The following is a 12,323-nucleotide window of genomic DNA, read 5'->3' on the forward strand; positions in this document are numbered from 1 at the left end:
GCTTCTTGATTGATGGGCTGTGTTTGGTTTTCGTCCGGGCGACGCATCCCCCCTCTCGGGATGGCGCCCGGATTGTCATGCCGGGCGGACGAAACGGTCCAGCCGGAATTCGCGGATATGGCCGATGACCTCATCGGCTTCGGTCAAGATGGCGGGATCACCGATACCCAGCGCCGGCATGCCGGCGGCTTTGATCGCGGTGATCCCGGCCATGCTGTCCTCCACACCCAGGCACGCGGGCGGGGGGACATCCAGGGCCTGGGCGACCGACAGAAAAATGTCGGGTGCTGGCTTCGGATTGGGGATGGCACCGGCATCGGCGACATGGTCGAACAGGTCGATGATGCCCAGGCGCGTCAACAGGGTGGGGGCGTTGCGGCTGGCCGAGGCCACGCCCAGCTTCAGCCCCGCTGCCTTGGCAGCCAGCAGCAGGTCGCGCACGCCGTCGAACAGATCATCTGGGCTGAACCGTGCGATCAGGTCCTGGTAATAGCCGTTCTTGCGGGTGGCTGCTTCCAGCTTCTCGGCATCCGTCAGGGTGACGGCAGAGCCGGCCAGAATGCGTTCCAGGCTGCCCATACGGTCAATGCCCTTCAGCGCCTCGTTCTTTTCGCGGTCGAAGGGCACGCCCAGCTCATCCGCCAGACGCTGCCAGGCCTGATAATGGCCCTCCGCCGTGTCGGTCAGGACGCCGTCCAGGTCGAAGATGATGGCCTTGACCGGGGCGGGGAAGGGGCTGTGGGCGATGGCTGTATCCTGACCCGGCGTCAGGGTGACGGGCGCGCCATGGTGATGGATGGTCAGAGCATCGCCCGACAACAGGCGATAGGTGGTACCGACCTGATCAACCTCCACCCGCAGGCGGCGACCCTGCCAATTGATGCCGAAGCCGTAACGGGTCCAGCCGGGGGGCAGGAGAGGGGCAAAGCGGGCGATGCCGCCCTGCCAGCGCAAGCCGCCGAAGCCCCAGGCGATGCCCAACCAGGACCCGGCCATGGCCGCCATATGCACGCCATGGCTGGCATTACCATGCAGGTCGTCCAGATCGATGCGGGCCGTTTCGGTAAAGTAACGAATGGCCTTTTCACTGTCCCCCAGCTCTGCGGCCAGGATGCCGTAGCTGCTGGGCGACAGGGTGCTGTCATGCACCGTTACGGCCTCGTAATAATCGAAATTGCGGCGCTTCAAGGCGGGGCTGAAACGGTCGCCGGCCAACAGCATGGCCAAGACCACGTCGGCCTGCTTGCAGACCTGATGGCGATAGATGGCCAGCGGGTGATAGTGCAGCAGCAGCGGATATTTGTCGGCGGGCGTATCGGCGAAGGGCCAGACAGGCTTGGACAGGAAATCATCATCCTGCGGGCTGACGCCCAGGTCGGGATCGGTGGGCAGGTACATGCTATCCGCCGCCCGTTGCCAGAACGCCACCTCATCCGCTGTCAGGCCGATGCGGGTGGCCAGGGTCGAGAGATGGTCGGGCGCATCGCTGCCCATGCGGCGATAGAGATCGGCGGCATGGGCCAGATGGGCGGCGGCCATGGCGTTGGTGTAGAAGTTATTGTTCACCAGCGCGGTGTATTCGTCCGGCCCCGTCACCTCATGAATGGTGAAGGCCCCGCCCTTGCGGGCGTTGAAATGCCCGACCTGCGGCCAGATGCGGGCCGTTTCGAACAGCATTTCGGCGGCATGGGCGTAAAGGAAGGCGCTGTCGCCGGTCGCTTCCTCATAGAGGCGCGCGGCAAAGGCGATGTCGGCATTGATGTGATACTGCGCCGACCCGCTGGGGTAATGGGCCGAACATTCATCGCCGGCGATGGTGCGCCAGGGGAACAGGGCCCCCGCGCTATGCCCCATGCCGCGCGCATGGGCGCGGGCGCGGTCCAGCCGGCCGATCCGGTATTCCAGCATCCGCCGCGCCAGTTGCGGGGCCGTGAAGGCCAGCACGGGCAGGATGAAGGTTTCCGTGTCCCAGAAATAATGACCCTCGTACCCTTCCCCCGTCAGGCCCTTGGCCGCGATGGAGGTGGCACCGCCGCGGCCCGTCGATTGGTACAGGTGGAACAGGTTGAAGCGGATGGCCTGCTGCAGGCCCGCATCGCCATCGATCACCACATCGGCATCGGCCCAGAAGCGGGCGAGATCATCGGCCTGTTCCTTTGCCAATGCGTCCCACCCGGCGGTCTGGGCTGCCGCTAGGGTGGTACCGGCATCGGCGAAAAGGGTGGCGATGTCGCCGTCACTATCGGCCCAGGCATAAGCGGCGAACTTCACCAGCTCGGCTTCAGCGCCGGGCGTCAGGTCGGCATGGAAGGGCTGACTGATGCTGTCCAGCGTCAGGAAAGGCTGGTCGGCGGACAGGCCTTGACCGGGCACGTGATCCTGACGCAGCAGGCAGGTGCGGCGCGACAGGCGGGCCGTCTGGCGCAGGGCGGTGGGGATGCCGTCAGCCTCCATCGGGAAACTGTCCACCCCGCCAGCCCCCAGCGAGACGCCGATGCGCGGATCATCGCCCTGCCCCTCCGCCCGGCGGCCCCAGCGCAGGTCGGACAGCAGGGTGACGGGGCCGGTATAATCCAGCGAGCGGACGGTGACGTGCAGGGCCAGCAGACCGGGACGGGCAAGGCTGACCATACGGTCGGTGGTAATCTCCACCGTGCCACCCTTGGCCGTATGGTGCATCGACGTGCGGAACCGGCCCGTGGACAGGTTCAGCTCACGGACCAGACCGGCATCCGGGGTCAGGGTGACGGTTTCGCCGTCCAGCACGATCCGCACATGCTTGGCATCGGCCACGGGCACGCGGGTGTCGGTGGAAAGCGCAAAACCGGTGAATTTCTCATGATAATGGATCGGTGCCTGTTCGAAGAAGGCAGCCAGGAAGGCACCGTCGCTGGCACTGTCGACGCCATCGATGCCGCCACGCACACCCAGGGCACCGTTGGCCAGCGCAAACAGGCTTTCGTCACGGGCCGCAGTTGCCGGATCGAAACCCGCAACACGGATGGTCCAGCCATCCCCGGCATCGGCACGCACATCTCCTGCGCGGACGTGAGATGCTCTCTCCGCCACGGCAAACCTCCCCAAGATACGCTTGATCCGCCGCCATGATGCGGTGGTTGATGCCTAAGCTAACATCAATGTTATCGATGTCAAGATATCGATATCATTTTTCTGACTACGTATGAGAATGGGGGCTGGCCCTATGCGATTGGGTCTTGCCAAACCCTTGGAAAAAATCGCTTCCCGTGCCAATGTCGCGCTTCCCGCCCGTGACCCGCCGAAAGCCCGATGATCAAGCCCGCAGCCGCCCGCGGACCCGAGATTGAAGCCAAGGCCGCGCCCGCCGGCCGCTTGACCATGGCCGACCTGGCGGAACTGGCGCAGGTATCGAAGATCACGGTATCGCGCGCCCTGCGTGACAGCCCGACCGTGAAGCCCGACACGCGGGCCAAGATCCAGGCGCTGGCCAAGCAGCATGGCTACAAGCTGAACCTCTCGGCGCGCAGCCTGCGCCTGCAACGATCCAATACGGTCGCCGTCGTGGTGGAGATGAAGCCCAGCCCCGACCGGCCCCTGTCCGACCCGTTCCCGATGGCGCTGATGGGCGGTATTTGTCAGGAACTGACCAGCATCGGCTATGCCGTCGTGTTGACCACCCGTGACGGGGTTCATACACCGGCGGTACAGACGGCTGACGGCATAATCCTGCTGGGCCAGGGCAGCCACGATGAGGCGGCGGCACAACTGGCCGACAGCGATGTGCCGCTGGTCGTCTGGGGCGCCGAAGCGCCGGAGCATGATTATGTGACGGTCGGGTCCGACAACCGCCAGGGTGGGGCCCTGGCCGCTGAGCGGTTCCTGTCCATGGGACGCCGGCGCGGCCTGTTCATCGGCGACACCAGCCACGCCGAGATCGAGCAGCGCCATGACGGGTTCCGCGACGCCATGATCGCCGGGGGCGGGCAGCTGGTGGGCGGCATTTCCTGCCCCTTCAGCATCGCGGCCGGGTCGGCGGCGATTGCCCAATGGATCGATGATGGCGGTGCCGCATTCGACTGTCTGCTGGCTGCCAGCGACCTTCTGGCCATTGGGGCGTTGCAGGCGCTGCAGGAACGCGGCATTGCCGTGCCGGAACGCATTTCCGTGATCGGTTACGATGATACGCCGCTGGGTGCCTGCCTGACACCGCCCTTGTCGTCTGTCCATCAGGATTGGCAGGCCGGTGGCGAGCTGCTGGCGCAGCGCATCCTGTCCCTGATCAATGGCGAGGAAGTGGCATCGGTCAGCCTCGCCGCGCGGCTGGTGGTGCGGGGTACGTGAGGTGCGCGCCGGCCTTCAGCGGTAGGCTGCTGCTTGGCCTATGAATTGCAGTTAGCGGACCAGGACACCGGGAATCCCTTGTGTCCTGGGAAATTTTTGCCGCCCGGAGTCCCCCCATGCCCAGCCTGAAGACCGTTCTGGATGCCGCCATCGCCGCCGGAGAGCCGGTGGAGGATGAGATGGAGCTGTTCCGCACCGTCCTGAACGATGCCGGCATGATTTTTGGCGGTGAGCGGGTGACGAACGGGTCCGAAGACACGGTCGTGATGGTGGATGACCGGCTGGACAGCTGGGCCGACTACCGCACCGTGGCGGTCAAGGATCTGAAGATCATGTACCGGAATTTGCAGGTGGGCGAGATCCTGCATTTTGTTTGGAACAACGGCACCATTGTGGAGCCGCACAGCGTCATCATCTATGCGGTGGACAAGGTCGCAGGCACCATCACCGCCTTTGACAATGAAGGCACCGGCAACGCCCCCCGCCTGTTCACCTTGCAGCCGGAAACCATCCAGGGGCCGGTGCAGATTCAGACCTTTGATAACAGCACCGCCGAACGGCTGCGCGGAGATATCAAGGACCGGTTCCATAATTACATCGATGGCGGTGACGGAAACGACACCATCGATGGCGCGCTGGGCAATGATACCCTGATCGGTGGGTCGGGGGATGACAGCCTGATCGGCGGGTATGGCAATGACAGTCTGGTGGGTGGGCTGGGCAATGATACGCTGATCGCAACAGCCGGCGATGACGTTCTGGTCGGCGGACTGGGGCTGGACAGGCTGATCGCCGGATCGGGAGCAGACCGTTTCGTGTTCTCTCGCGTGGTGGAAACCCGCCTACAGACGGCCCTTGTATTCAACAGCATGGATACGCTGATCGGCATTGATTTCGGCGGTGACGGCGTGTCGCTGGCGGACAGTGTCGAACTGCCTTTTGCCGTGAATTCCGTGGCGTCGGGCGGGGTTCTGCGCGCTACCGGCATTTCCTTTTATGCCGCCATGAACTTCCTGTTCGCGCGAGGACAGCCGCTGTACGACACCAACAAGGCCGGTCTGTTCAGCTTTCTGGGCGAGGTCTATCTGGTTGTGGCGGGTCCTACACGCAGCAGCAACCTGGGGGCCGATGACTTGATCTTCCGCATCCAGGGTTTCAACGGCATCCTGGACACGTCCGACTTCGGCTATTCCTTTGAAACGGTGGATAGTACGGGGAAGGTAACGGTCAATACGACCGCGTCGTCCTTCACCCTGACAGCCACGCAGAACCACCTGCTCTATCAGGGAACCAGCAACTTCAACGGTACGGGCAACAGCCTAGATAATTCCATCACGGGCGGCGATGGCAATGACGTGCTGGATGGCGGGGCCGGTGCCGACACGCTGACCGGGGGCGAGGGTAACGACACCTATGTCATCGACAGCATCGCCGATGTGATCAATGAGGCCGCCGGTGAGGGTACGGACACGGTCCGCACCGACCTTGCCACCTATACGCTGCTGACCGATTTCGAGAATTTGAAATACACTGGTGCCCCTGCCTTCAACGGCACCGGTAATGCCGCCGACAACAGCATCCAGGGTGGTGGCGGCGATGACACGCTGACCGGGTTGGCCGGCAATGACACGCTGGATGGCGGGTCAGGGGCCGACAGCATGACCGGCGGCACCGGCAACGACACCTATGTCGTTGATGATGCAGGCGATCTGATCGTCGAACAGGCTGGAGAGGGTACTGACACCGTCAATAGCCGGTTGGCCACCTATACGCTGGCGGTCGATCTGGAACATCTGGCCTATATCGGCATCGGCGATTTCGCAGGTACAGGCAATGCAGCGGCCAATTCCATCACGGGTGGGGCGGGTGCTGATACGCTGTCCGGCGGGGTCGGCGACGACACGCTGGATGGCGGGGCGGGGATTGATGAACTTGCCGGCGGGGCCGGCAATGACGTCTATATCGTGAATGCCGGCAGCGACGTCATTACGGAGTTGGCCGGGGAAGGAACAGACACTGTCCGCACGGCGCTGAGCACCTATACGCTGGATGCTGAAGTGGAGAATCTGGCCTATACGGGGACCGCAGCCTTTATCGGTGTCGGCAATACAGCAGACAATGTCATCATCGGTGCCGCCGCCAACGATACCCTGACGGGCGGGGACGGCAATGACAGTCTGGATGGTAGTGCCGGTGATGACCGCCTGATCGGTGGGATCGGCGACGATAGCTATGTCGTCGACGCTGCTCTGGACGTGGTGGTGGAGGTGGCGGGTGAGGGTACGGACACCATCCGCGCCACCGCAGCCAGCGTGACCATGGCCGCCAATACCGAGATCCTGGTCTATACCGGAGGCGGTAACTTCACGGGCACGGGCAATGCCGACAACAACACCATCACGGGCGGGGCGGGTGCCGACCTTCTGGATGGCGGGGCCGGAACCGACAGTCTGAACGGCGGTCTGGGCGATGATGTCTATGTCGTCGATGTCGCCACCGATGTGGTCGTGGAACTGGCGGGGGAGGGTACGGATACGGTTCGAACCGACTTAGCCAGCCTGACATTGATGGCCAATGTCGAGAACCTGACCTATACGGGCACCGGCACCTTTACCGGCACCGGCAATGCCCTGGCGAATGTCATTACCGGTGGAGATGGGGCCGATACCTTGACCGGCGGTGGTGGGGCGGACACGCTGACAGGCGGGTTGGGCGGCGACAGCTTTGTGCTGGCCGCCATTGCCGACAGCCCCGTGGCCTTGCCGGTCACCATCAGTGATTTCGTGGCGGCCCAGGGCGACCGGATTGATCTGACCGGCATTGACGCCAATACGGCGACCGCCGGCGACGACGCCTTCACCTTCATCGGGGCCGCTGCCTTCAGCAATGTGGCGGGGCAATTGCGCATCCAGACGGTAGGTGCCGATTTGCAGGTGCTGGGCGATGTGAATGGCGACGGCGTGGCCGATTTCGCCATCACCCTGACGGCCGTGGCGACCCTGGCGGCAGGGTCATTGGGTCTGTGACAGGCGATCAGGCACTGCGCAGGTCCGGCCCGATGACAGGGTTCGCGACTTCCACGCGGTTGCGGCCATTGCGCTTGGCACGGTAGAGCGCGCTGTCGGCGGCCTTCAGCAGGGTCGGCCAATCATGCCCGTGCGTGCCGTACCAGGCGACGCCGAAACTGGCCGCCACGGCCACAGGGCCCGTCGTGCTGGCGATTTCCAGCCCCTCCAGCGAGGAGCGCAAACGCTCCGCCATGGCAATAGCGCCGTCACCGGTCACGTCGGGTAGCAGCAAACAGAATTCCTCACCCCCCAGGCGGGCCACAGCGTCGACCGGACGCAGCAGGCCGCCCGCCGCACTCACCACGCCCACCAGAGTGGCGTCACCCACGACATGGCCGTGCGTGTCGTTCAGTTGCTTGAAATGATCCAGGTCGAAGGTGGCCAGGGCGAAGCCGCCGCCATCGCGCAGCACGCGGGTCCGTTCCTGTTCCAGCCGCGCCTGCAGCGCCCGGCGGTTCAACGCGCCGGTCAGCGGATCGGTCGCGGCCTGATGCACTAGATGTTCCTGCATGCGGCCGACGATCATCCAGACCAGACCCAGCGCGTGACAGGTCAGCAGGAAGGTGCCGCCCAGCATGGAGGGGGGCATCATTGAAATGGCCGCTTCTGTATCGAAGCCCGTGACGATGATGAACAGGGTCCGCGCCGCCCCGATTAGCGCCCAGATGGCGTGCAGCCCCGCCAGCGTGACGGCTGCTGGCCGCATGGCACCCCGGCTGTACCGGCGCAGAAGGATCACATTGACGACACTGACCGTGGTTTGCGTCGTCACGGTGGTGGCCATGATGTAGCCGGGTTGCTCCAGGACCAGCGACACCAGCATGCAGAAGCCGACCACCAACAGGAAAAAGCCAAGCGCATAGGGCCAGACCCTGCCCGGCAGGCCCAGGAAGCGGTGAAAGCCCAGGGTCGTCAGCAAAGTCCCGGCAATGGTGAAGAAGAAGCCAGGAAGAGATGATCGCTGGAACGGGTCCATCATTGAAAGATAGAGCAGAACAAAGCCAAAGGCATAACAAGCCTGGCCAAGTGCCCAATGGCCGGTGCCCGTGAGGTCGGGGTGGTAGTGGCGAATGAAGCGCAAAACCAGCGCCGCCACGCCCGTGACGACCGCATTCGCGATAAATATGGAGGCCAGATCCAAGGCCGGCAGCATCATTCAATCCGTTTTGTTCGGCCTAATGCTACACCTTTCCGGTGCGACGGCAATGGGTAAGCAGAAAGAATACGTCCGTGTGAGATTTACCCCGCCCATTCACGCAAGGAGTGCGGGCAAAATCACAGCCCGCGCTCAATACGTCCAACATAAGAATTGATCAACTGACGAATCAGCGTAGGCGCCGCCCGTAACAATTCCTCGAACCGCTGCCGGCTAATCACCTCGCACACCGTCAGTTCCACAGCGGTGACGGTGGCGGCGCGGTTGGCGTCGCGCAGCAGGGCCATCTCGCCGAAAACGGAACCGACGCCGGCATGGCCCAGGACAACGGCTGCCCCCTCCGGCGTTTCGCGGGTGATCTCGACCAGACCCGACTGGATCAGATAGGCGCAATGCGCCTCTTCCCCGCGCCGGAAGATGGTGCGGCCGGGCGCGAACGTATCGCGGCGCAGCAGTTTGTGGGTGCGTTCCGAGACGATGGGATCGTCGGTGAAGATCGGATCGCCATTGTCGGTGGGGATGCCATTCAGGGCGCGCAGGGTGCGGACCAGCGAATGCAGCACGAACCGCACCAGCGGCGGGGCGGACCGCAGCTGCTTCACGAACACGTCGCGGGAAATGACGATCAGGCGCGTCGGCTCCATCGTCGCGATGCAGGCCGAGCGCGGGGCATTGTCGATCAGCCCCATCTCGCCCGCGATTTCGCCCGGCCCCAGCGTGGCCAGCCGGTTTTTCACGCCGTTCATCGCGCGGAAGACCTCGACCCGGCCCGCCGTGATCAGAAAGGCATCGCCGGACCAGTCCCCCTCCTTGATCAGCAACTTGCCGGGAGCGACGTTGATCTCATCCAATTCCGGTATCCTGCACGGTTTGTGGTCGGGCGCAGCATGCCCGTGGAACATTGAATATTCATTTACGTTTTCAGCGGGTGTGACCGCAAGCCCGGGGTTGCTGCTTTTCCTGCGTCATCCTGGCGGTGGGCTGTTGCCCTTTTCCAATCCTTGGCTGAAAGTGCGGGTCGGCAAGAGGGCGGCGGATCACCAGGACATGAGCGACGACAGTATCTTTGTGCGGTTCTGGGGGGTGCGCGGCAGTATCGCGACCACGGGAGCCGAGACGCTGCGTTATGGCGGCAATACCACCTGCCTGGAAATGCGTTGTGGTCCGCATCTGCTGATTTTTGATGCGGGCACGGGTATCCGGCTGTTGGGGGATGCGCTGGAGAAGGAGGGGGGACCGGTCACGGCAGACCTGTTCTTCACCCATACCCATATCGACCATGTCGTGGGATTTCCCTTCTTCGCCCCCTTTCATGACAGGCGCAGCCGCATCAGCCTGTGGGAAGGGCATCTGGGTCCCGATTTGACCCTGGGACAGGTTCTGGGCAGTCTGATGGCCGCCCCGCTTTTCCCCGTCCCGCTGCGCGGGCTGGAACGCTGCATGGATTACCGGAAATTCACGGGCGGCCAGGTTCTGGAACCACGGCCCGGCCTGATTGTGCGCACCTGCCCCTTGAACCATCCCAACGGGGCCACGGGATACCGGGTCGATTATCAGGGAAGGTCCATCTGCCTGATCACCGATACCGAACATCCGGCAGAGGGACGGGACGAGACCATCGCCGATCTGGTACGCGGGGCCGACGTCATGATCTATGACGCCAGCTACAGCGACGCCGAATATGCCGATCATGTCGGGTGGGGCCATTCCACCTGGGAAGAGGCGCTGCGTCTGGCCGACCATGCCGGGGTGCGCCATCCGGTGATTTTCCACCATTGCCCGGAACGCACCGACGATCTTCTGGACGAGATCGCGGCCCAGGCCCGCGCCCGCCATCCCGGTGCCCTGGTGGCACGCGAAGGGCAGGTGATCACACCGGATGGGGAATTGCTGCGGTAAGCGAAGCAATACCAGCACGCAGCAGGCGAGTAACCACCAAAGCGTGTGTATAGTCCAGCGGACAGTCGTGTTTTTTCTTTCGCGGTCGCTATGGCTAAAGCCCAAGCGACCGCGATGTTAATGAATAAACGGCTGGCACGACCTGCCCCCTTCAGCTTAAAACTTAACCGAAGCATCAAAGCGTTGGGGACATATGCGTCGTCGGTTGGCAATTGTGGGAATGGTTGCCGTGATGGCGCCTGCCGCTGCACATGCGCAGTCGGCCCCGCCCGCACGCCTGCCGGGCGCTGTGGAGCCGGGGCGGCCCACGGTTCCGGCACCGTTGGAAGAGATGCGCAAGGCCCCTAAGGCCCAGCTGCAATTCTCCATCCCGGCCCAGCGCAAGGGAACCCCCGCCGCCGGGGCCGGCGACCTGCGTTTCACCCTGATCCGCGTGGCGGTGGAGGGGGCGTCGGTCTTTGACCCGCAGGTGGAATTTGCCGAGGATATTCAGGCCACCATCGCCAAGCCCGTGACCCTGGCCGATATCACAGCATTGGCCGACCGCATGCAGGCCCGCTATCTGGCGCTGGGTTTCGGTCTGACGCGCGTGTTCGTGCCGGCGCAGGAGATTAAGGACCAGATTATCAGCATCCGGGTGATCGAAGGGCATCTGGAGCGGGTGCGCGTCGAGGGCGGGGGGGCACAGGAGCGCAAGCGGGTGGAGGCACGGCTGGCCGGTGCCGTGGCGGCGCGGCCGGCGCGGGTGGACCTGATCGAACGCGGCCTGTTGCTGGTCGATGACCTGCCGGGGGTGAATGTCACGGGGCTGGTGCGGCCCGGCGACAGTTTCGGGGCGGCGGAGCTGCTGGTCGGGTACAGCGAAACGCCCTATGCCATGGTGGCCGGCATCGGCAATCGGGGGTCGGAATTTGCCGGCCCCTGGTCGGCCTTTGTCGATCTGGCGGCCAATTCGCCGTTCGGGTTTGGCGAACAGCTGGGCCTGACCCTGTCGGCCACACCGCAGGTCAAGGAACAAAGATCGGCCAATGGCCGCTGGGTGCAGCCGCTGGAAGGGACGGGCCTGAGCCTGACCACCAGCGCCAATTACAGCCGCGGCCGACCCGGCGCGGCGCTGAAGCCGTTTGCCGTGGCGACCGAAGGCTATGGCATGGGCCAGCGCCTGTCGCTGCCCGTGATCCGGTCACGCGCGCGCAACCTGACCATTGAGGCGGGGTGGAACGCGCAGAAGGCGACGGTGGAGCTGTTGGCCCTGCCCTTCAGCCGTGACCAATGGCGCAGCGTGGATGCGCGCATCAGTTACAGCCAGTTGCGGTTCGCGGGTGGTGACCTGTTCGCGCAGGCCGGCGTGACGCAGGGGCTGGACGTGGCGGGGGCCACGGGGCGGGGGGACCGCGATGCCTCGCGCCTGGCCCCCAACCCCTGGTATTCGAAGTTTACGGGCGAGGTCGCCTATGGTCGCCGCCTGTTCGCCGATATCGGCGCGACCCTGACGTTGGCAGGGCAGTATACACCCGACACGCTGCTGGCCGGCGAAGAATTCGCGCTGGGCGGCAGCCGGTTCGGGCGCGGCTATAATGGCGGGGACCTGTCGGGGCCGAACGGCGTGGGGGCTGGCCTGGAACTGCGCCGGTCGTTCAATCCGGGGATTGAGCGGGTGGACGGGTTCACGCTGTACGGCTTTGTCGATGGGGGCCGGGTCTGGGACAGTGTGGCCGCCAATACGCACCTGTTGTCGGCGGGTGGCGGGGTGCGGGTGGGCCTGTTCACCAAGGCCAACCTGTCGCTGGAGCTGGCGCGGACCCTGCGGTCACTACCCATTCCGGGGGCGGAGGGACGGAATACGCGCCTGTTCGTCGATCTGACAGTGCAGCTTTAAG

Annotated in this window: 7 protein-coding genes; 4 read left to right on the forward strand and 3 right to left on the reverse strand. The window is 64.2% G+C overall.

The window, feature by feature from the left end:
• Positions 1-75: 75 nt before the first annotated feature.
• Positions 76-3,033 carry a beta-phosphoglucomutase gene (gene pgmB, locus ABC729_RS23370; RefSeq protein WP_495610016.1) on the reverse strand — a complete coding sequence of 986 codons (2,958 nt, stop codon included), beginning with the start codon at positions 3,031-3,033 and terminating at the stop codon, positions 76-78.
• Positions 3,034-3,288: 255 nt separating this feature from the next.
• Here pgmB and ABC729_RS23375 point away from each other — a divergent pair, with 255 nt between their 5' ends.
• Together ABC729_RS23375 and ABC729_RS23380 are read left to right on the forward strand one after the other, a co-directional pair.
• Positions 3,289-4,320: a substrate-binding domain-containing protein gene (locus ABC729_RS23375; protein ID WP_495610017.1), complete on the forward strand. Its 1,032-nt coding sequence runs from the start codon at positions 3,289-3,291 to the stop codon at positions 4,318-4,320.
• A gap of 116 nt (positions 4,321-4,436) precedes the next feature.
• Positions 4,437-7,346 carry a beta strand repeat-containing protein gene (locus ABC729_RS23380; RefSeq protein WP_495610018.1) on the forward strand — a complete coding sequence of 970 codons (2,910 nt, stop codon included), beginning with the start codon at positions 4,437-4,439 and terminating at the stop codon, positions 7,344-7,346.
• Positions 7,347-7,353: 7 nt separating this feature from the next.
• Here the strand turns inward: ABC729_RS23380 and ABC729_RS23385 are convergent, their stop codons facing one another.
• Together ABC729_RS23385 and ABC729_RS23390 are read right to left on the reverse strand one after the other, a co-directional pair.
• Positions 7,354-8,544: a GGDEF domain-containing protein gene (locus ABC729_RS23385; protein WP_495610019.1), complete on the reverse strand. Its 1,191-nt coding sequence runs from the start codon at positions 8,542-8,544 to the stop codon at positions 7,354-7,356.
• A 119-nt stretch (positions 8,545-8,663) separates the two neighbouring features.
• Complete coding sequence (locus ABC729_RS23390; RefSeq protein WP_495610020.1) at positions 8,664-9,395, reverse strand: cyclic nucleotide-binding domain-containing protein; 732 nt, start codon at positions 9,393-9,395, stop codon at positions 8,664-8,666.
• A 196-nt stretch (positions 9,396-9,591) separates the two neighbouring features.
• On the opposite strand from ABC729_RS23390, the gene ABC729_RS23395 reads away from it, so the two are divergent.
• Both ABC729_RS23395 and ABC729_RS23400 read left to right on the forward strand, forming a co-directional pair.
• A complete protein-coding gene (locus ABC729_RS23395) occupies positions 9,592-10,443 on the forward strand; it encodes an MBL fold metallo-hydrolase (RefSeq protein WP_495610021.1) in 852 nt (283 codons plus the stop codon).
• Between the two features lie 232 nt (positions 10,444-10,675).
• On the forward strand, positions 10,676-12,322 hold the full coding sequence (locus ABC729_RS23400) for a ShlB/FhaC/HecB family hemolysin secretion/activation protein (protein WP_495610022.1): 1,647 nt from the start codon (positions 10,676-10,678) through the stop codon (positions 12,320-12,322).
• The last annotated feature ends 1 nt before the right edge of the window (position 12,323 follow it).

The sequence above is a fragment of the Niveispirillum sp. CC-CTL257 genome, from assembly GCF_059489915.1.